We start from the raw sequence: 19,201 nt of genomic DNA on the forward strand, positions 1-19,201 counted from the left end.
ATACCGATCCCCGGATCGCCAATCGCAGCGGGGCAGCCCTCCTTTCCCGTCAGCGCCAGAACGGCATCCTGGATTCCCGATCGGCTTCGCTGCGCGTGATGCCGATGTCCTTGAGCATGTCGTCGCCGAGGTCGATGAGGGCGCGGCGCTGCCGCGACCGCTCGATGGAACGGGCGACGAAGGCCACGGCCTTGAAAACGATGGCGCGAAACCCTTCGCGTCCATGCTTCCGGACGCCGTCTGCCTTCCTCGCTGGGATCGCGCTCTGCATGTTGGTGCTCCCGTCTGGTGAGGGAGCAGTAGACAGGCAGGTGGCGGCCGCGTCACGGTCGAACGCTACGGTTCCGGCCGAACTGTCAGTGCTGCAGGCGGCTTTGTTTCGTCCGGCCGACCGTTTCTGCCGCGTCGCCCAGGACGGCTAGGAACGCCCCGACCGCATGTCGGCGAGGATCTGCTGCGCGCGGTCGAGGCGGACATGGCCGCCCTGCTTGAGGCGCGTGACCAGGGCGTCGACCTCGTCATCCCTGGCGCCGGCCGCGATCGCGACATTGCGCGCATGCAGCGACATGTGCCCCTTCTGGATTCCTTCCGCGGCCAACGCCCGCAAGGCGCCCGTGTTCTGGGCCAGTCCCACGGCGACGATGATCTCGGCCAGCTCCTGGGCGCTCGAGACGCCCAGCAGCTTCACGGCCGCCTGCGCCACCGGGTGCGTCTTGGTGGCGCCGCCGACCAGACCCACCGCCATCGGCAGTTCCATCGTGCCGATCAGGTTGCCGGCGGCGTCCTTCTCATAGTGCGAGAGAGAGGTATAGCGCCCGCGCGCCGCGGCGTGCGAGTGCGCCCCGGCCTCGACGGCGCGGGTGTCGTTCCCGGTCGCCAGCACGACGGCCGTGATCCCGTTCATGATGCCCTTGTTGTGCGTGGCGGCCCGATAGGGGTCCGCGGCGGCGAAGGCATAGGCGTCCAGAATGCCATCCACCACGTCCTCGCCGCCGAGCGCCTCGCGATCATAGACCGCGCGCACGCGCGCCAGCCGGAGATCGGCCTTGTTGGAAAGAATGCGAAGGCGGACACGGCCGCCGGCGATCCCGGCGACGAGCGGCGCCACGGCCTCGGCCATGGTGTTGACCGCGTTGGCGCCCATCGCGTCGCGGACATCGACGATCAGATGCACCACCACATAGGTGGAGGTCGCGGCTTCCACGATGCGGACCTGGAGGTCCTTGGCGCCGCCGCCGAGCTTGACGAGGAAGGGGTCCTGCTCGTTGGCGAGATCGAGCAGCTCCCGACGGCGCTCATAGATCCGCAAGCGGGCCGCCTGCGGATCGCGCAGGCCGACGACCTGGATCTGCGAGATCATGACGGGCTGGTCGCTGGAGGTATGAAACCCGCCATGGAGGCGCGCGACCGACGCCATGTTGCTCGCCGCCGCGACCACGGAAGGCTCCTCCGTCGCCATGGGGACGAGATAGTCGCGGCCGTTGATGGTGAAGTTCGCCGCGATGCCGAGGGGTATCGGCAGCATGCCCACCACATTCTCGATCATGCGGTCGGCAATTGCCATCATGCCATCGCCCGGAGACGTAAAGGCACCAAGCTGGCTCTCGGCCAGCCCGGATGCATCGACGATCTTCCGGAAGCGCTCGGATGGCGAAAGCTTGTAGAAGCCTGGCAGTCGGCTGTTGACGGGCATCGGGGCAAACACTCCAACGGCAGTTCGTGAAACCCTGCCCGATGGAGACCGTGCCAACAATGTACGGGCCTTACACTCCATCACCGGAGAAAGGTGGAATTGTCACAAGGCCGGCTCGGGCTCACTCGGGCCGGGCCAGGGAGCGCAACCGCAAGGCCATGTGCACCTCGAGGCTGCGCGCGGGATCGATGGAGTCCGGGCTGAGCTCGCCGATCGCCGCCAGGCGCTGGCGCATCGTATTGACATGGATCCCCAGCGCGTCCGCGGCCTTCTGGATGTGACGGCCGTTGTCGAGATAGGCCAGGAGCGTCGCCGCCAGCTGGCTGCCGCGCTTGCGGTCATGCTCGACGATGCGGCCGACCGATGCGGTCACGAAGCCGTCGAGGGCGTCGGCCTCCCGGTCGGAGAAGACCAGGGCGTAGAGCGACAGGGTCTTCTCGAACACGACGCGTCCCTGCTGCTTCAGGCCGCGGAGCAGGGCCAGGCCGCGCCGCAGGGCTTCGTACTCCGACCGGACCCGGTCGATGGCCGGAATTCTGTCGGAGATCACGATGCTGACCGGCTGGCCGAAAGCCTCGTCGAGTTTCCGCCAGAGCCTGTCGGCGAGCTGGTCGGGATGCGGGTTGCTCGTCACCACCGCCAGATCGCCGTTATATTCCGCGAAGATCGTGTCGCGGCCCGGCAGGACGGTGCGGGCCACCGAGGAAGCCTGCATGGCCGAGAGATCGTTGATTTCCACCAGCATCACGGTCAGGGGCCAGGTCACGGACATGCCCTGCGGCAGCTGGCGCCCGCTTCCGGCCGAGAGCGGATCGGTCGTCCCGCGCAGCAGCGCCGAAACGGCGTCGGCGACGTTCCGGTAGGCGGTTTGCGCCACCCGTTCCATCGACAGCAGGACGATCCCGGTCACGATGGCGCTGCGCTCGAGCGTGCGGATCTCGGAGTCCGACAGGGGCTGCTTGCGGGTGAAGACGAGGGCGCCGAGGCGCGCGGGGCCGCCCGTCGTCGCGGCCACATGGATCATCGTGTCCTCGGCGGCGAGCAGCGGGACCGAACGGCCCAGGTTGCAGCTTTCCCGCACCGCCTTGGCGAGCTGCTCGTCCGTGGCCTGTTCCGGCAGGGTCCCGCTGACGAGCTTCCGGCGGTCGTCGATGACCGCCGCCTGGCCCCGCAGCAGCTTCGACACCCGGCTGGTCAGGTCGTCGAGCGTGCCGCCGCGCGCGATCAGCTCCGTCAGCTGCTCGTGGGCCGTTGCGGCCTCCTCGACGGCATCCGCCTTGGCCTTGAGCGCGGCGTTGGCGAGCTTCGCCATGCGCAGGGCGCGCTGGGCTTCCTCGAGGAGGCGCGCATTCTCGATCGCCAGCGCGGCGAAAGTGCCCAGCGAAGACAAGGCCGCCATCTCCTGCGGGGTGTAGGAGCGCACATAGCGGTCGCCCACGAACAGCACGCCGATGACATGCGCCTCGATTTCCAGGGGAATGCCCAGGATCGAGACGATGCCCTCGCTCTGGATCGCGCCGTCGATGAAGGCATCGTGATCGAATTGATGATCGACGAGGTAGTTGTTGGAATAGAAGGGGCGCCGGGTCCGGGCGACACCGCCGCAGACCCCGACGCTCCGGGAGACGCGGATGCGGGCGAAGTCCGCCGAGACCACACCTTCCGTCGCCCGTACATAGAAATCGTCGCGCTCCTCGTCGGCCGCCGAGAGGTAGGCGATGTCGCTGCCGACGAGCTGCTTGGCGCGCTGGACGATGGCCTGCAGGACCTGGTCGGTATCCCTCAGGGCCGAAAGATCGCGCGCCGTTTCGTAGAGGGCCGACAGCTCGACCTCCCGCTTGCGCTTATGCTCGAAGTTCTCGCGCAGCCGGACGGCAATGGCGATGTCCTTGAGCATCGACTGCGGCAAGCTGCCGGCGGCGACCGCCTCCCGGATGCCGGTGACGACCCGGTCGAAGCTCGACAGGGGTGCGTTGTCATCGAGGAGCTGCAGCAGCTGCCGATAGGTCTTCTGTTCGGCGCGGTAGTTCGGAAACGGGCCGAGCGGCACCGCCGCGACGGGGTTCCCCATGGCTTTCTCCCTGGAATTGGCCGTCTTCTTGTGATTGTGGCGCTGGGACAGTCTGCGGATATTTTGAGCATTCTTCGGCCGGCGAAAATGTAGCTTTCCTACATAAAGAACGTCAAATCCTGTCATAAACCGATATTCAGCGCCGTCGGCCGGTGGTATCGCCCGGTCATTTCGCCAGACGGGAAGACCGGGAAAAGGCGCCGGGCCGAGCCTCTGCATCACCGCTTCGTTCGCGCGGCCGGACGCGGCTCGGAGGTCATCTCTATCGGTGCGAGCGGCCCCGCATCCGCCAGGGGCTCGAGTTGTTCGCCAGCGGCGGCATTCCGTCGGTTATGTGACGAATCCACGCAGCAACCCGTCTTCGATGTGGCGAGGCGACGTTGTTTGCTATGCGGCGATCACGAACAATCGATGCCGGGAGGAATGGCATGGTGAACGAAAAACAGGCAACGGGCTCCGGCATATCGGGCTCGGGGCCGCTCAAGGGTCTTACCGTGCTCGATATCACGCGGGTGGTTGCCGGTCCCTTCTGCTCGATGCTGCTCGCCGATCTGGGCGCGACGGTCATCAAGGTCGAGCATCCGGACGATCCGGACTATGCGCGCACCTTTCCCCCCTTCGTCAGCGGCGACGACCAGCAGGAGCTCAGCGCGTTCTTCGCCCAGTTCAATCGCAACAAGCTGGGAATCACGCTGAACATGAAGTCGGAGGAGGGAAAGACCCTCCTCAAGAAGCTGGTGCGGCGGACCGACGTGCTGGTGGAGAACTTCCGGCCCGGGACCATGGACAAGCTGGGCCTCGGCTACGAAGTCCTGAAGCAGGAGAATCCGCGGCTGATCTATACGGCCATCAGCGGGTTCGGCCGCACGGGGCCGAACGCCTCGCGTCCCGGCTTCGACAATTCCGGCCAGGCCGTCGGCGGGCTCTGGTCGATGAACGGCTATCCCGACCGGCCGCCGGTGCGGGTCGGCACCATCATCGGCGATCTGGCGGCTTCGCTCTATGCGGCGATCGGCACGCTGGCGGCCCTGCGCGAAGCCGAACGCAGCGGCGAAGGCCAGGTGGTCGACATATCGCAGCAGGATTCGATCCTGACCCTGACCGAGAACGCGGTGGTCCGATACACCACCAAGGGCGAGGTCGCGTCCCCCTTGGGCAACGAGCACCCGTTTGTCCGGCCCTATGGGCAGTTCCCCTGCAAGGACGGGTATGTCTTCTTCGGCGGCTACACCGACAAGTTCTGGAAGATCACCTGCGAGATCTTCGGCGAGCCGGAGATCGCCTCCGATCCCGAGATCGACACGATGGAGAAGCGCTTCGACAAGGCGGTGTCAGAGCGCCGGGTCAGGCCCATCCTCGAGCGCTGGTTCAGCCGATACACCAAGGCCGAGCTCGAAGCGCTCGCCGGCGATCGCATTCCGCTGAGCGCCATCAAGACCATCGCGGAGGTGGTCGAGGATCCGCATATCGCCGCGCGCGAGATGATCGTCAAGGTGCCCATCGCCGGAAAGCTGGTGCGGATGTTCGGCCTGCCGATCAAGCTGTCGCGCACGCCCGGCAACGCCTACGCCAAGGCGCCCGCCCCCGGCGAGCATAACGGGTTCGTCTATTCGCGGCTGGTCGGGCTCACGTCCGAGGAAGTGGGCGAGCTCGCCGAGCGCGGGGTCATCTGAGATGTCGATCGAGCTCCATCGCTCGGGCGCCGTCGCGACCATCAGGATCGCGAGGCCGGAAAAGCTCAATGCCTTGACGCTGCGGATGTACGAGGATCTCGGCCGCGCCTTTGCCGAGGTGAGGGAGGACGACAGGGTCCATGCCGTCCTGCTGACCGGGGCCGGCGACCGCGCTTTCTGCGTCGGCGCCGACATGACCGAATCGATTCCGGCCCTGGCCGAGAACCGCTTCGACATCAGCGCCTGGGACCCGGCCCATCTCAAGCGGGTGGCCTTCTACAAGCCCATCGTCTGCGCCATCCGGGGCCTCTGCATCGGCGGCGGATTCGAGCTCATGCTGGGCACGGATATCCGCATCGCCTCGACCCAGGCGGTCTTCCAATTGCCGGAGCCTACCCACGGGTTCGTGCCCGCCGGCGGCACGCTGGTCCGGCTGGTCCGTCAGATCGGCTACGCCGATGCGATGGAGATCCTGCTGACCGCCCGCCGGTTTTCAGCGGACGAGATGCTGGCGAAGGGTGTGATCAATCAGGCGGTCGAGCCATCCATCGTGGAATCGACGGCTCTTGAGATCGCGGAGCGGATCGCCAGCCTCAGCCCGACGGCGATCCAGACCATCAAGGAAGCGGCCCTGACATTGCAGGACTATGGCTGGGACGAGGCCTTCGCGCGGGAAGCCGCCCTCGGCCAGAGGACCTTCACCAGCGACGATGCCAGGCGGGGACTGGCGGCCTTTGCGAGCCGATCCGCCGGTTCGGGCGGGAAGAAGCCATGACGCAGCCGGAACCGGCCGCCTCGGTACCCCGGGGGCCCTCGATGTCGTCCTGGCGCCGATTCCGCCTGACCCAGGAGATCATCGTCGCGCTCACCGCCGCGGCGCTCTTCATCGTCTTCGCGCTGACATTGGACAATTTCCTGTCGCAGGGGAACATCCTGACGCTGATCCGCAATGTCGCGGTCCTGGGGATGCTGAGCGTCGGCATGGCGGTCGTGGTCATCGGCCGGGGCGTCGACCTGTCGCTGGTCGCCGTCATGGCCGTTTCGCTGACGCTGGCGATCGTGCTGGCGAATGTCGGCTACAGCTTTCCCCTGGCGCTCCTGATCGGCCTCGCCTTCGTTCTCCTGGTCGCCCTCGTCACCGGTTTCCTGATCGCCTATGTGGAGATCCCGGCGATCTTCGCGACCCTGGCCATCGCGGCGATCGTCTACGGACTGGGACGCGGCGTCATCGCGGAGCTCGACGTCAACAACGTCCCGGACGGCCTGAACTGGTTCATCTTCCTCGGGCGCGGCAGCTTCCTCGGCGTGCCGCTGCCGATCTGGGTCTTCGCCGCCATGGCTCTGGTGGTGCACCTGTTCCTGCGCAAGACCGGCCTCGGCCGCTTCATCTACGCCATCGGCGACAATCTCTCGACCGCGCGCATCTCCGGCATTCCGGTGCGACCGATGATCATCGCGCAATACGCGCTGTCGGGACTGATGGCATTTCTCGCCGGTGCCGTCACCGCGGCATCGGTTGCCAGCATGAACATGCGCGTCGTCAACTCGACGATGATCTACGACGTGCTGCTGGTCGTGATCCTGGGGGGCATCGGCCTGTCGGGTGGCCGCGGCGGCGTGCGCAACGTCCTGGTGGGAACGGTCCTGATCGGGCTGCTGCTCAACGGCATGACCATCATGGACATCTCCTACACCGTCCAGAATCTCATCAAGAGCACCGTCCTGCTGGGCGCGCTCGTCGTGGATGCGTTGCTCAATCCCCGCGACGAGCAGACCTCGCAGCAGGGCGACATCTGATCGGCGATAACAAACATCAACCATGGGAGGTTTTCGAATGACGACGATATTGAAAGCCGCGGCGGCTGCGGCGGCGATCCTCGTCGCCGCGGGCTCGCTGCATGCGGAGGAGGGCCTGGTCGACCAGCTTCGCCAGCCGACCCTCGATGCGCTCAAGGGAAAGACCGTGGCGTTCGTGCCGATGTCGATGAGCTTCGACCTGCCGGAAGGCTGGGCGGCGGTGATGCAGAAGGAGGCCGACCGGCTCGGATACAAGCTCGACATCCGGGACGCGAACTGGAGCACCGATACCGGCACGCGCGCGATCACCCAGCTCATCACGGAGAAGCCGGACATCCTCGTGGTCCAGAATTTCGACGTCACGTCCTATGCCCGCACGCTCAAGCGCGCCGAGGAGGCGGGCATCAAGGTCATCCAGGTCAATATGCGGTCGAGCTACCAGACCGACGCCTTCGTCGGGGCCGACTGGTACGGGATCGGACAATACGCCGCCAACCGCATGATCGAGAAATGCGGCACGGGCGCCGGCAAGAGCGGGAAGATCGCCATCATCCAGGGGCCGGCCACGGCCGCGGCGAGCGTCTATCAGCTCAATGCGATCACCGAGACCCTCAAGGGCCGCGACGACATCAAGATCGTCTCGAGCCAGACCGGCGACTGGGACCAGTCGAAGGCCCGCGGCATCGCGCAGACCGTGATCCAGCAGAACCCAGACCTTTGCGGCATCATCGGCTTCTGGGACGTGATGGATGCCGGGACGGGCGCGGCCATCGCCGAATCCGGCAAGGACATCTATCTGATCACCTCCGGCGGCGGCAACAAGACGGCGTGCCAGGGTATCCAGAACGGCACCTTCGACGAGGTCATCTCCTACGATGTGCCCGGACAGGGGCGCGACCTGAACAACACCATCAAGGTTCTGCTGCAGTCGGGCTCCAGCGCCAACGGCCTGAAGTTCGCTCTCTATACGCCCAACAAGATCCTGACCAAGGACACGCTGCAGCCGGACAGCTGCTGGGATCTGGACGAGTTGAAGAAGTAGCTGCGCGCGCCGGCCGCTGCTTCGGCGGCGGCCGGCCGCCGCAACCCGCTTGGCATTGGTGACGATGGAAACGATCGAGCGTCTGTATTTTCGATACTTCCCGGAAAAGCTTCTGGGCGAGGTGCTGACGAAGCGCTGGAGCGACAATGTCGTTCCCGTGCTGGCGGCCGTCTGCGTCGTGGCCTTCTTCCTGTGGCACGATCTCGGGTTCTTCACCGTCGCCAGCCTGACCGAAACCTCGCGCCAGCTTTCGGAGTTCGTGCTCGTGGTCGTCGCCATGGGCATCGTGCTCCTGGCCGGCGGCCTCGACCTGTCGCTGGGGAGCGTCTTCGCGCTCGCCAATATCACCGCCCTGATCTGCATGAACCTGCTGGGCTGGCCGGTCTGGGCCAGCATCGCGGCGACGCTGGCGGTGGGGGCGCTGTGCGGCGCCGTCAACGGATTCCTCATCGGTTACCTGCGCATCCGCGCCTTCCTGACCACCCTCGTCACGCTGATCATCATCCGCTCGATCGTCGACATCATCCTCCTGCGCTACGCCGTGCAGATCTCGGCGGCGTTCCCCGACTCCGACGTCTGGGACTTCCTCGGCGAAGGGATGGTCCTGGGGGTGCCGTTCTCCTTCATCGTGGCGATCGTCGTGATCGCGGCCTGGCATGTGGTTCTCACGCGGGCGCGCGCCGGCTGGCACATCACGGCGGTCGGCGGCAGCCGGCGCTCGGCCTTCAATGCCGGGCTGAAGGTCAAGTTCACGGTGTTCATGACCTATGTCTGGTCGAGCCTGCTGGCGTCGGTCGCGGGCATCTTCTTCGCCGCGCGCCTGGGGAGCGCCGGCTCGGATACCGGCGTCGGCCTCGAGATCGCCGCGCTGACGGCCGCGGTGCTGGGCGGCAACAGCCTCGGCGGCGGCCGCGGCTCGGTCGCCAAGTCGGTTCTGGGCGCCATCGTCATCATCATCCTGACCGACAGCATGGTCCGCATCGGGATCAGCGGCGGCATCAGCTCGACGATCCTGGGGCTGGTCCTGCTGCTGGTCGTCGCCATCGATGTCCGGTGGCTGAAGAACCGGAGCAAGATCCTCAACAAGGTCTATGTGTCGCCCGCCTATTTCAGGTTGCCGCCGGCCCCGGAAACCGATGCCGGCACCGTCAGCCCCTATGCGCTGAACGACCGGCTGCGTGAGGTGTCCCTGATCGGCAAGGGGAAGATCGAGGGTCCCGAGGACGTCATCTTCGACCGGCGGGACAACCTCTATTGCCCGAACCGCCATGGCGACATCGTCCGCTTTCTGGCGCCGGACTACGAGAGATGGGAGATCTTCGTCCATATCGGCGGGCATCCGCTCGGCATGGCGTTCGACGCGGACGACAATCTCGATGTCTGTATCGGCGGCATGGGGCTCTATCAGGTCTCGCCCGACCGCCAGGTGCGCAAGCTCACCGACGAGACCAACCGCAGCTTCCTTTCCGTGATCGACGATTCGCGCCTCAAGCTCGCCGACGATCTCGATATCGCGCCCGACGGCCGGATCTTCTTCTCCGAAGCGACGATCCGCTACGACATGCATGACTGGGCCTATGACGCCCTGGAAAGCCGGGGCAACGGCCGGCTGATCTGCTACGACCCGCGGGACGGCTCGACCCGGACGGTCCTCCGCAATCTGCAGTTCCCCAACGGCGTGTGCATGGCGGGCGACGGCCAGTCCTTTTTCTTCGCCGAGACCTGGGGCTGCCGCATCAATCGCTATTGGTTCGACGGGCCGAAGAAGGGCCAGTGCGAGGTGGTGATCCCGGATCTTCCCGGCTATCCCGACAATATCAACCGGGCGTCCGACGGCAATTTCTGGGTCGCCCTCGTGGGCATGCGCTCGCCGGCCATGGACCTCGCCTTGCGCATGCCCTCCTTGCGCAAGCGCATGGCGAAGCATGTCGCGCGCGACGAATGGCTGTTCCCGAACATCAACACCGGCTGCGTGCTGAAGTTCGGGGAGGCGGGGCAGGTGCTCGAATCGCTGTGGGACCTGGGCGGGATCAACCATCCCATGGTGACCTCGATGCGCGAGCACAAGGGCTACCTCTATCTGGGCGGTCTCTATAACGATCGGATCGGCCGCCTGAAGCTTCCCGGCGCCGATCCGAACTGGACCTCGCAGGAATTCTACTGGGGCCGGAAGCCATGAACGTCCTGAGGCTGTTCCGCCGCGCCTGTGATCGTTTCATGGGAGGCCGGGGCGAGTTTTCGATCACGGTGCCGGTGATGGACGGCCCGCTCAAGCCGAACGACAGGCTCGAGCGCGCTCGCTCGGTCGCGGTCTTGCCGGCGGTCGACAATGCGACCGTCGTCGGCGGCAGGCTGCTCGTGACCGCTGGAGACGCCGTCCTGTCGCTCGAGGCGCCGGGAACGCTGCAGCCTCATTCCCGGCATCAGGCGCCGATCAGCTGCCTCGCCGCTTCCGAGGCCGGTGCCCTTGCGGTCGGCCTCGACGGCACGGGCGTCAGGATCCTGGGCGGCCGCCACGACGGCCTGCTGCTCGACCGGCTCGGAAGCGTCGTGCTGCGCTGCCCGACCGCCGCTCTCTTTCTCGGCGAAGACACACTGATCGTGAGCAACGGCTCCGCCCCGTTCACGGCAGCGCAGTGGAGCCACGACCTGTTGCATCACGGTCGATCCGGAACCGTGCTGCGCATCGACCTCGGGTCGAAGAAGGCGACGGTTCTGGCCGCGGGGCTGGCCTTTCCGTCCGGGCTTTGCCTGGCGGGGGACGGGATCGGCGGCCTGCTGGTGTCGGAGGCCTGGCGCCATCGGGTGATCGCCCTGGACAAGGAGCGGCAGGCTCCGCCCAGGGAGATTCTCGCCGGCCTGCCGTCCTATCCCGGCCGGATCTGCAGGGCCGGCGCCGGCGGCTATTGGCTCGCCCTGTTCGCTACGCGCTCGCAGCTGCAGGAGTTCGTGCTGCGCGAGGACAGGTTCCGGCGGCAGATGATCGCCGAGATCGATCCGGAATTCTGGATCGCCCCGTCCCTCTCGAGCGGCCACAGCTTCAAGGAGCCGCTGCAGGCGGGCGGCGTGATCCGCCTGGGCGTTCACAAGCCGTGGGCGCCGACGCGGTCCTATGGGCTGGTCGCGCGGCTCGACGAGGATTTCCAGCCGGTCTGGAGCGCCCATAGCCGTGCCGACGGCACCCGGCATGGGATCACCTCGGTGGCGGAGCGGAGAGGGGCCCTCTTTGCCACATCCAAAGGGAAGGGCGAGATCGTCGCGATCGACGACGTTTCCCTCGACGAGCCCGAGGATTTCGCGGCGGCGCCGGGGCATGCCGCATGACCGCGATCGTCGAGCTGAGAAACGCCACCAAGGAATTCCGAGGGGTTCCGGCCTTCTCCAACGTCGATTTCAGGTTGGAGGAGGGCGAGATTCACGCGCTGCTCGGCGAGAACGGCGCGGGCAAGTCGACGCTGACGAAGGTCATCGCCGGCGTCTACCCCTTGAGCTCGGGCACGCTGCTCATCCGCGGCCGGCAGGAAACCCTGGCGACGCCGGCCGAGGGCCTGGAAAAGGGCATCGCCATGGTCTACCAGGAGAACAGCCTGGTGCCGTCGATGACGGTCGCCCAGAACATCTATCTGGGGCGTGAAAAGGCCTTCAACCGCCTGCGCGGAATCTACATCGCCGCCCAGCAGTTCCTGCAGTCGCTCAATTTCCATGTCGATCCGTCGGCGATCGTGGGATCGCTGGGCGCGGCCCAGAAGCAGATGGTGGAGATCGCCCGCGCCGTCCATCACAAGGCGCGTGTGATCATCTTCGACGAGCCCACGGCGACGCTCACGCCCGAGGAGAAGAGCTACTTCTTCAAGCTGATCGCGAAGCTGAAATCAGAGGGCGTGTCGGTCATCTTCATCTCGCATGCGCTGGAGGAGGCGCTCCAGGTCGCGGATCGCATCACGGTGCTGCGCGACGGCAAGCTGGTCGCGTCGGACAAGGCGAGCAGCTTCGACCGCCAGAAGATCATCCAGGCCATGGTCGGACGCAGCCTCTCCAACGAGATCTATGGCGACGCGGCCCGCGCCCATCCGCCGCGCAGGCGCGGCCGCAAGGTGCTCTCCATCGAGAATCTCTCGATGGGCAGCATGGTCCGGAACACCTCCTTCTCCATCTATGGCGGGCAGGTCACGGGGATCTTCGGCCTCGTCGGCTCCGGCCGCACGGAAACCATGAAGGTCGTCGCGGGCGTGTTGAAACGCGACTTCTTCCATGGCGGCGAGATCAAGCTGGGGGGCGAGCCGGTCCGCTATCGGGTTCCGGCGCCGGCCGTGCGGGACGGCATCGTCTATGTGACCGAAGAACGGAAGGCCGAAGGCTTCTTCGAGACGATGAGCATCGCCGAGAACATCTATATGGGGAAGATCTCGGGCGAGGCCTATGGCGGCCTGCAGATCATGTCTCTGGCGAACGCCCGCCGGCTTGCGGAGGAGTGGCGCAAGCGCCTGAACATCCGGGCCATCGACCCGAACGCCAAGGTGATCGAGCTCTCGGGCGGCAACCAGCAGAAGGTGGTCATCGCGAAGGCGCTCGTCCAGCAGCCCAAGGTCGTGATCTTCGACGAGCCCACCCGCGGCGTCGATGTCGGCGCGATCGTCGAGATCCACGGCTTCATCGATCAGCTCGCGGACGACGGGATCGCGGTGGTCGTGATCTCCTCCTACCTGCCGGAGATCCTGGCGCTGTCGGATCGCATCCTGGTCGCGCGTCAGGGGAAGATCGTCGAGGAGATGGATCGGCGCACCGCGACCGAGGAAGGCATCATGTACGCCGCCGTCCATTGACCCTGCGGGTCATGGACCGGACGCGAGCCGAACGTTCGCACGGCAGAGATCCTGTGCGTGTCACGCCTCGAGCAGCTTCTTCAGGGTATCGAGATCGCGGTGCACCCAGTCGGCATCGGCGGCGAATTTCTCGTCGCTCATGCCCGGCTGCCGGAACAAGGTGAAGGTGACCAAGCTGCCGGTGCCGTCGGCATTGGCGGTCACGCGCATCGGCACATAGACCTCGACGCCCGGCGCCACGGTCACGACATGGTCGAGCACGCCATATTCGTTGCGCGGCGCGAAGCGGATCCGCACCGGACCTTCCGGCCCTTGCGCGGTCCATTCCGTGCCGGAGGGCTCCAGGCCCGCGCCCAGTCCCGAGGCCCATTTCGCGAAGTTCCGCGGATCGGCGAGGAAGCCGTAGACCTCGGCTCTGTCGCGCTCGATCGACTGGGTGAGGACACGAACCTCGGGGTCGGTCATGGCCGCCCCCGTCAGCGTGCCGGCGCGGCCCGGGCGGCGAGCGCGGCCCAGAGCACCGCCGATGCCGTCAGGATCGGAACCGCGAGGCAGGCGAACCCGATGAAACGGTAGCCGAGCGCGCCGGTAAGGGCGCCGGCCGTGAAGGTCGCGACCGGCAGCCCGATCTTGCGCAGCCGCGCGGCGGCGGCCGCGCGGTCGGCGTGGCTGTGCATCAGCTCGACCAGATCGATGACGAGCTGGGTCACGTTGCCGGTCATGATCGTCGTGGGCGACAGGCTCGCGAAGAGGCTGCGCGAGGCGGCGTTCTGGATCCCCATCGCGGTCACGCCCAGCATGCCGGTCAGGATCGTCAGCGGGGCATCGCCGCTGGCGAAGGGCGAGGCGCCGATGCCCACCAACAGGAACAGGGTCAGGAAGAAGATCTGGCCCCCCAGGACCCAGCAGACCGTGTGCCGGCTGACGCGCCGGTGATTGAGCACGAAGAGATGGGTGAGGGCCACCGCCAGCACGAAGACCGGCAGGGCCAGGAGCTTGTCGACGATGCCCTGATGCTCGGTCGCGATATAGGCGCCGATCAGCACGAAGTTGCCGGTGACATGGGCGGTGAACAGGCCGAAGAGGGCGATGAAGCCGCAGGTATCGACGAAGCCCGCCGTATAGGCCAGCAGCGCCGCGGTGACGGCCGGCCTGGCAACGGCGGGCGGAGGAGAGGCGGCGGCCGGTACGGCGGCGGCGCTGGAGACCATGCCTCGTTCTCTCCTCCGTTGCTCGCGTTCCGTTCTCTCTACACCGCCCAGCAGCCGCAGCCCAAGGCGCCCCAGAAGCTGCGCTCGTCGCTCACCGGAACCCGGCTCGCCCAGGCGCTCGCATGGTCGTGGCCATGCACGGCGCATTCATGGCCGCAGCCGCAGGCCGCGGCCAGGGTTTTCTGCTGCTGGCCCGTCTTGCGATCCTGATAGCCGCCGAAGAGGCGCACCGGCGACCAGTCGGGGGCGGCGGCCGGCAGGGCCGGGGCGAGCGTCGAGAAATCGTCGGCACCATGGACGACCTTGCCGCCCAGGAGCGTGAGCACCGAGGAGAGATGCGCGATCTCGTCCTCCGGCACCGACATATAGTCGCCCGAGAGCACCGCGAGATCGGCGAGCTGGCCCACCGCGATCCGGCCCTTCTTGCCCTGCTCGGTTGAGAACCAGGCATTGGCCTCGGTCCAGAGCCGCAGCGCCTGCTCGCGATCCATCCGGTTGCCGGGCGGATAGAGCCGGGTGCCGCCGACCGTCTTGCCGGTCACGAGCCAGGCGAGCGAGACCCAGGGATTGTAGCTCGAGACGCGGGTGGCATCGGTGCCGGCGCCGACGGGAACGCCTGCCGCCAGCATCCGCTTGATGGGCGGGGTGCCCTCGGCCGCCTCGGCGCCGTAGCGCTCGATGAAATATTCGCCCTGGAAGGCCATGCGGTTCTGGATGGCGATGCCGCCGCCCAGGGCCGCGATGCGGTCGATGTTGCGCGGCGTGATCGTCTCGGCATGGTCGAAGAACCAGTGCAGCCCCTGGAGCGGGATCTCCTTGTTCACCTTCTCGAACACGTCGAGCGCACGGCCGATGGTCTCGTCATAGGTGGCGTGGAGCCGCCAAGGCCAGCGGTTCTGGGCCAGGATGCGCACCACCTGCTCGAGCTCGCCCTCCATCTTCGCCGGCATGTCGGGGCGCGGCTGGCGGAAGTCCTCGAAATCGGCCGCGGAGAAGACCAGCATCTCGCCGCCGCCATTGACGCGATAGGTATCGTCGCCCTGGCCCGGCTTCACCATGCCGACCCAGCGGCTGAAATCGTCCACCTCGCCGCCCGGCTTCTGGGTGAAGAGGTTGTAGGCGATGCGGATCGTCAGCTCCCCGTCCTTATGGAGCTTCCCGATGACCTGATAATCCTCGGGATAGTTCTGGAAACCGCCGCCGGCATCGATGGCGCCGGTGACGCCCAGCCGGTTCAGCTCGCGCATGAAGTGGCGCGTGGAGTTGAGCTGGATCTCGGGCGGCAGCTTCGGGCCCTTGGCGAGCGTCGAGTAGAGAATGGTGGCGTTGGGTTTCGCCAGCAGGAGCCCGGTCGGCTCGCTCGCGGCGTCGCGGACGATCTCGCCGCCCGGCGGGTTGGGCGTGTCCTTGCCGTAGCCCGCGGCGCGCAGGCCCGCGCGGTTGATGAGCGCCCGGTCGTAGAGATGAAGGATGAAGACCGGCGTCTCCGGCGCCACCGCATTGATCTCGTCCAGCGTCGGCAGCCGCTTCTCGGCGAACTGATGCTCGGTGAAGCCGCCCACGACCCGCACCCATTGCGGCGGCGGCGTCACCGCCACCTGGCGCTTCAGCATCGCCATCGCGTCGGCGAGCGTCGGCACGCCGTCCCAGCGCAGCTCCATGTTGTAGTTGAGGCCGCCGCGGATCACATGGAGATGGCTGTCGACCAGCCCGGGGATCGCGCGCCGTCCGCCGAGATCGAGGATCTGCGTGCCGGCGCCCTTCGTCGCCAGGATGTCGCGCGCGTCGCCGACGGCGCTGAAGCGGCCTTGGGTGATGGCCACCGCCTCGGGATTGGGGTTGCCGCGGTCGAGCGTGGTGAAGCGGCCGTTGGTCAGGATCAGATCGGGTTGCATGGCGGCTCCTTGAACGGAATGGGGTCGGCTGGCGAGAGCCAGCGCGAGCGTGGCGGCGGAAGCGAGCAGATGGCGGCGCGAAGGACCCTTCACGGCGGGAATCCTATCCGGCGGCTGGCGGGGCGTCGTTGGAAGAGGAAAGTGGGGCGGCCGGCTCCGGCAGCAACGGGACGCGGGAACGGCTCAACGGCTCTCCGACCAGCGGAACGATAGAAGGTTTCATCACAAGCTCCTTTCGTCCGGTGCAGGGCCATCGCATGTGGCGAGGTGCTTAAATCCCCTCCCCCTCAAGGGGGGAGGTGAAGAAAGCACCTTATGCGATCGCCCTCCCCCGTTCCGGGGGAGGGGATAATGTATCGATGCCAGTGGAATTCCGGGTCAGGCGGCGTCCACCAGGACGAGCTCGGCATCCTCGAGCGCGGTCACGCGCAAGACCGATTCGTTCTGGATGGCGGCGCCGTCGCGGGCGTCGATCGTCACGCCATTGACCTCGACCTTGCCCTTGGCCGGCACGAGATAGCCGCGGCGGTTCTTGCCCAGCGTATATTCCGCCGTTTCGCCGGCCTTGAGCGTGGCGCCCAGCACGCGCGCATCGGTGCGGATCGGCAGCGCCTCGGTATCGGCCTCGTAGCCGCTGGCCAGCGTGACGAAGCGGCCCGAGCGCTCGCCCTTGGGGAAGGGCTTGGCGCCCCAGGAGGGAGTGCCGCCCCGCTTGTTGGGCAGGATCCAGATCTGGAAGATCCTCGTCTGGCCCTGCTCGAGGTTGTATTCCGAATGGCGGATGCCCGAACCCGCGCTCATGACCTGGACATCGCCGGCCTCGGTGCGGCCGCGGTTGCCCTGGCTGTCCTGATGCGTGATGGCGCCCTCGCGGACATAGGTGATGATCTCCATGTCGGCGTGGGGATGCGCCGGGAAGCCGGAGTTGGGCGCGATGGTATCGTCGTTCCAGACCCGCAGGCTGCCCCAGCCCATGCGCTGGGGGTCGTAATATTCCGCGAAGGAGAAGTGATGCTTGGCGTCGAGCCAGCCATGGTTGGCGCCGCCCAGCGATTCGAATGACCTGCGATCGATCATGATGTTCCGTCCTTTCCGACGCCGGCCGCCTCTCGGGAGGGCCGGCCCGTTTCCATGGCTTGACAATGGGGTGGGCCGGCGGTTACCGAAATAGAAAGCATAGAAAACTATTGTTTCCAGAAAATGGCCAAGCTGCCGGACTTCGAAGCCTGGGCGATCTTCGCCCGCGTTGCCTATCTCGGCTCCTTCTCGGGGGCCGCCGAGGAACTGAGCCTGTCGAAGGCGACCGTCTCGAAGGCGGTGAGCCGCCTCGAGCAGAACCTCGCCACGCCCCTGTTTCACCGCACCTCGCGACGGCTGTCGCTGACCGAGAGCGGCCGCGGCGCGCTCGAGCGCGCGGAACGGATCCTGGCGGAAGGCGAGGCGGTCGAGGCCGAGGTCAAGGCGCAGTCCGCGGCACCGCGCGGGCGCGTGCGCCTGGCAGCACCCATGTCCTTCGGCGTGGCGCATCTGTCGCCGATCCTGCCCGATTTCCTCAAGGCCTATCCGGAGGTCTCGATCGAGCTCAGCCTGAGCGACGAGCAGGTCGACCTCGTCAGCGAGAATTTCGACCTGGCCCTGCGCATCGCGACCCTGGTCGATTCCTCGTTGATCGCCCGGCGGCTCTGCGAGGTCCGCATCCTGCTGGTGGGGGCGCCCTCCTATTTCGCGGCGCATGGAAGGCCGAAGCATCCGAAGGACCTGGCCCAGCATCGCGGCCTCTTCTACACGCTGGGCCGGTCGCGGGATGCCTGGCGCTTCGTCCATAAGCGGCATGGCGAATACGCGATCGGGATCGAGAGCCCGCTGCGCGTCAACAATGCCGAGCTCCTGACGCCGACGCTGCTGGCGGGGCTGGGCCTGGCGCTCCAGCCCGAGTTCCTGGTCTGGCGCGAGCTTCGCGCCGGCACGCTCGAGACCGTCATGACCGATTGGACCGTGCCCCCGATCGCGCTCCATCTGGTCACCCCGCCGAGCGCGATCCGGCCGGCGCGCGTGCAGGTTCTGATGGATTTCCTGGTCAAGCGCTTCTCGGGCGGGACGGCACCCTGGGAGGCGCCGCCCCGGAAGCGCTAGGAACGGCCCTGCCGGCGGGCGGGGAGGTCAGACGGGAAGACCGTAATGGCGCCGGGCCGTGAGGCATTCGGGGTCGCCGGGCTGGCAGGCGCGGCAGACATCGGGGCGGACCTCGTAGATCGAGCAGGCGGTCGATCGGCCGATCTCGCCGGTGAGGGCGGCGCAGCGATCCCCCTCGCAGCGCATCTTGCCGCGGCCGGCATCGACCAGCGCCTCGGGAATCCGCGCCAGCGCCTCCTCGCTCTCGAGCGAGAAGCGCGGCCAGTCGGCCGAATAGGCGCAGCAGGCGCCGCAGCTCTGGCAGAGCATCGAGGCGGTCTCGGGCGAAAGTCCGGTTTCGATCACGGGCTCAAGATCCCTGCTCGTCGCCTTGGCGCCGAGCCTGGGGCCGATCATGCCGGCTGGCAACGAAAAAGCCGCCCCCAGGGCGGGGGCGGCTTTCACAGTCCAGGCTGGTGCGCTCTTAGAGGGCCTTGAGCGTGCCGACGGCGGTCTTGCCGGTGCGGCGGTCTTCCTGGGTGTCGAAGGAGACCTTCTGGCCTTCATTGAGGGTGCGGATGCCCGCCCTCTCCAGCGCGGTGGCATGGACGAACACGTCCTTGCCGCCGTCGTCCGGCTGAATGAAGCCATAGCCCTTCTGGGTGTTGTAGAACTTCACAGTACCCGTCTTCATAACTCTATCCTTTGTAGGTGACGTGGGTGCGTTGAGGGCCGAGCCCGCGCAAGATAACGCCATGCCCGCCCGAATCGTCGATGTTTGGTGGGGATCAGAACCAGCGCCCAGCGTCTGCAAAGGCGAAACGGCCCGGTAGTCCGGCCAAATGTCGATGGCAGCAAGATGGGGGCGGGCGCCCGGTTTTGCA

Annotated in this window: 17 protein-coding genes; 8 read left to right on the forward strand and 9 right to left on the reverse strand. The window is 66.8% G+C overall.

Annotated features, from left to right (window positions below):
• Window positions 1–49: 49 nt before the first annotated feature.
• From FRZ61_RS02760 to FRZ61_RS02770, 3 genes are all read right to left on the reverse strand, one after another.
• Window positions 50–271 carry a DUF1127 domain-containing protein gene (locus tag FRZ61_RS02760; RefSeq protein ID WP_151114865.1) on the reverse strand — a complete coding sequence of 74 codons (222 nt, stop codon included), beginning with the start codon at window positions 269–271 and terminating at the stop codon, window positions 50–52.
• Between the two features lie 147 nt (window positions 272–418).
• Window positions 419–1,693 carry a hydroxymethylglutaryl-CoA reductase, degradative gene (locus tag FRZ61_RS02765; RefSeq protein ID WP_151114866.1) on the reverse strand — a complete coding sequence of 425 codons (1,275 nt, stop codon included), beginning with the start codon at window positions 1,691–1,693 and terminating at the stop codon, window positions 419–421.
• Window positions 1,694–1,814: 121 nt separating this feature from the next.
• Complete coding sequence (locus FRZ61_RS02770; RefSeq protein ID WP_191909269.1) at window positions 1,815–3,764, reverse strand: helix-turn-helix domain-containing protein; 1,950 nt, start codon at window positions 3,762–3,764, stop codon at window positions 1,815–1,817.
• Window positions 3,765–4,192: 428 nt separating this feature from the next.
• On the opposite strand from FRZ61_RS02770, the gene FRZ61_RS02775 reads away from it, so the two are divergent.
• From FRZ61_RS02775 to FRZ61_RS02805, 7 genes are all read left to right on the forward strand, one after another.
• Window positions 4,193–5,437 carry a CaiB/BaiF CoA transferase family protein gene (locus FRZ61_RS02775; RefSeq protein WP_151114868.1) on the forward strand — a complete coding sequence of 415 codons (1,245 nt, stop codon included), beginning with the start codon at window positions 4,193–4,195 and terminating at the stop codon, window positions 5,435–5,437.
• A gap of 1 nt (window position 5,438) precedes the next feature.
• Window positions 5,439–6,212 carry an enoyl-CoA hydratase/isomerase family protein gene (locus FRZ61_RS02780; RefSeq protein WP_151114869.1) on the forward strand — a complete coding sequence of 258 codons (774 nt, stop codon included), beginning with the start codon at window positions 5,439–5,441 and terminating at the stop codon, window positions 6,210–6,212.
• Window positions 6,209–7,234 carry an ABC transporter permease gene (locus tag FRZ61_RS02785; RefSeq protein ID WP_225309078.1) on the forward strand — a complete coding sequence of 342 codons (1,026 nt, stop codon included), beginning with the start codon at window positions 6,209–6,211 and terminating at the stop codon, window positions 7,232–7,234. Before FRZ61_RS02780 ends, FRZ61_RS02785 begins: the two co-directional genes overlap by 4 nt.
• A 37-nt stretch (window positions 7,235–7,271) precedes the next feature.
• The gene (locus FRZ61_RS02790) at window positions 7,272–8,276 is read left to right on the forward strand and encodes a sugar ABC transporter substrate-binding protein (protein ID WP_151114870.1); all 1,005 of its coding nucleotides are present in this window, start codon (window positions 7,272–7,274) and stop codon (window positions 8,274–8,276) included.
• 64 nt (window positions 8,277–8,340) lie between these two features.
• Complete coding sequence (locus FRZ61_RS02795; protein WP_151114871.1) at window positions 8,341–10,455, forward strand: ABC transporter permease; 2,115 nt, start codon at window positions 8,341–8,343, stop codon at window positions 10,453–10,455.
• The gene (locus FRZ61_RS02800; RefSeq protein WP_151114872.1) at window positions 10,452–11,600 is read left to right on the forward strand and encodes an SMP-30/gluconolactonase/LRE family protein; all 1,149 of its coding nucleotides are present in this window, start codon (window positions 10,452–10,454) and stop codon (window positions 11,598–11,600) included. Before FRZ61_RS02795 ends, FRZ61_RS02800 begins: the two co-directional genes overlap by 4 nt.
• Window positions 11,597–13,099 (forward strand): sugar ABC transporter ATP-binding protein, encoded by a 1,503-nt coding sequence (locus tag FRZ61_RS02805; protein ID WP_151114873.1) that lies wholly within the window; start codon window positions 11,597–11,599, stop codon window positions 13,097–13,099. The genes FRZ61_RS02800 and FRZ61_RS02805 overlap by 4 nt, the downstream gene beginning before the upstream one ends.
• Window positions 13,100–13,159: 60 nt before the next feature.
• Here FRZ61_RS02805 and FRZ61_RS02810 read toward each other — a convergent pair whose 3' ends face one another.
• From FRZ61_RS02810 to FRZ61_RS02825, 4 genes are all read right to left on the reverse strand, one after another.
• Window positions 13,160–13,564: an SRPBCC family protein gene (locus FRZ61_RS02810; RefSeq protein ID WP_151114874.1), complete on the reverse strand. Its 405-nt coding sequence runs from the start codon at window positions 13,562–13,564 to the stop codon at window positions 13,160–13,162.
• 11 nt (window positions 13,565–13,575) lie between these two features.
• Window positions 13,576–14,310, reverse strand: coding sequence for a YoaK family protein (locus tag FRZ61_RS02815; RefSeq protein WP_151114875.1), 735 nt, complete (start codon window positions 14,308–14,310; stop codon window positions 13,576–13,578).
• 38 nt (window positions 14,311–14,348) lie between these two features.
• Window positions 14,349–16,205, reverse strand: a complete 1,857-nt coding sequence (locus tag FRZ61_RS02820) for an amidohydrolase (RefSeq protein WP_151114876.1) — start codon at window positions 16,203–16,205, stop codon at window positions 14,349–14,351.
• Window positions 16,206–16,583: 378 nt separating this feature from the next.
• Complete coding sequence (locus tag FRZ61_RS02825) at window positions 16,584–17,282, reverse strand: pirin family protein (RefSeq protein WP_151114877.1); 699 nt, start codon at window positions 17,280–17,282, stop codon at window positions 16,584–16,586.
• A 123-nt stretch (window positions 17,283–17,405) separates the two neighbouring features.
• Between FRZ61_RS02825 and FRZ61_RS02830 the strand changes: the two genes are divergently transcribed.
• Window positions 17,406–18,338: a LysR family transcriptional regulator gene (locus tag FRZ61_RS02830; protein WP_151114878.1), complete on the forward strand. Its 933-nt coding sequence runs from the start codon at window positions 17,406–17,408 to the stop codon at window positions 18,336–18,338.
• A gap of 27 nt (window positions 18,339–18,365) precedes the next feature.
• On the opposite strand, the gene FRZ61_RS02835 is transcribed toward FRZ61_RS02830, so the two are convergent.
• Together FRZ61_RS02835 and FRZ61_RS02840 are read right to left on the reverse strand one after the other, a co-directional pair.
• Window positions 18,366–18,683: a YkgJ family cysteine cluster protein gene (locus FRZ61_RS02835; protein ID WP_225309079.1), complete on the reverse strand. Its 318-nt coding sequence runs from the start codon at window positions 18,681–18,683 to the stop codon at window positions 18,366–18,368.
• Window positions 18,684–18,801: 118 nt separating this feature from the next.
• Window positions 18,802–19,011 carry a cold-shock protein gene (locus FRZ61_RS02840; protein WP_151114879.1) on the reverse strand — a complete coding sequence of 70 codons (210 nt, stop codon included), beginning with the start codon at window positions 19,009–19,011 and terminating at the stop codon, window positions 18,802–18,804.
• Between the last annotated feature and the right edge of the window lie 190 nt (window positions 19,012–19,201).

This window comes from Hypericibacter adhaerens, from assembly GCF_008728835.1.
In the GTDB taxonomy this organism is placed as follows: Bacteria; Pseudomonadota; Alphaproteobacteria; order Dongiales; family Dongiaceae; genus Hypericibacter; species Hypericibacter adhaerens.

What these genes read in the sequence shown, in the direction of transcription:
- FRZ61_RS02805 (WP_151114873.1), top strand. Translation starts at nt 11,597, where the DNA reads ATGACCGCGATCGTCGAGCTGAGAAACGCCACCAAGGAATTCCGAGGG.
- FRZ61_RS02780 (WP_151114869.1), top strand. Translation starts at nt 5,439, where the DNA reads ATGTCGATCGAGCTCCATCGCTCGGGCGCCGTCGCGACCATCAGGATC.
- FRZ61_RS02830 (WP_151114878.1), top strand. Translation starts at nt 17,406, where the DNA reads ATGGCCAAGCTGCCGGACTTCGAAGCCTGGGCGATCTTCGCCCGCGTT.
- FRZ61_RS02840 (WP_151114879.1), bottom strand. Translation starts at nt 19,011, where the DNA reads ATGAAGACGGGTACTGTGAAGTTCTACAACACCCAGAAGGGCTATGGC.
- FRZ61_RS02810 (WP_151114874.1), bottom strand. Translation starts at nt 13,564, where the DNA reads ATGACCGACCCCGAGGTTCGTGTCCTCACCCAGTCGATCGAGCGCGAC.
- FRZ61_RS02815 (WP_151114875.1), bottom strand. Translation starts at nt 14,310, where the DNA reads ATGGTCTCCAGCGCCGCCGCCGTACCGGCCGCCGCCTCTCCTCCGCCC.
- FRZ61_RS02785 (WP_225309078.1), top strand. Translation starts at nt 6,209, where the DNA reads ATGACGCAGCCGGAACCGGCCGCCTCGGTACCCCGGGGGCCCTCGATG.
- FRZ61_RS02820 (WP_151114876.1), bottom strand. Translation starts at nt 16,205, where the DNA reads ATGCAACCCGATCTGATCCTGACCAACGGCCGCTTCACCACGCTCGAC.
- FRZ61_RS02825 (WP_151114877.1), bottom strand. Translation starts at nt 17,282, where the DNA reads ATGATCGATCGCAGGTCATTCGAATCGCTGGGCGGCGCCAACCATGGC.
- FRZ61_RS02770 (WP_191909269.1), bottom strand. Translation starts at nt 3,764, where the DNA reads ATGGGGAACCCCGTCGCGGCGGTGCCGCTCGGCCCGTTTCCGAACTAC.
- FRZ61_RS02800 (WP_151114872.1), top strand. Translation starts at nt 10,452, where the DNA reads ATGAACGTCCTGAGGCTGTTCCGCCGCGCCTGTGATCGTTTCATGGGA.
- FRZ61_RS02760 (WP_151114865.1), bottom strand. Translation starts at nt 271, where the DNA reads ATGCAGAGCGCGATCCCAGCGAGGAAGGCAGACGGCGTCCGGAAGCAT.
- FRZ61_RS02765 (WP_151114866.1), bottom strand. Translation starts at nt 1,693, where the DNA reads ATGCCCGTCAACAGCCGACTGCCAGGCTTCTACAAGCTTTCGCCATCC.
- FRZ61_RS02775 (WP_151114868.1), top strand. Translation starts at nt 4,193, where the DNA reads ATGGTGAACGAAAAACAGGCAACGGGCTCCGGCATATCGGGCTCGGGG.
- FRZ61_RS02795 (WP_151114871.1), top strand. Translation starts at nt 8,341, where the DNA reads ATGGAAACGATCGAGCGTCTGTATTTTCGATACTTCCCGGAAAAGCTT.
- FRZ61_RS02790 (WP_151114870.1), top strand. Translation starts at nt 7,272, where the DNA reads ATGACGACGATATTGAAAGCCGCGGCGGCTGCGGCGGCGATCCTCGTC.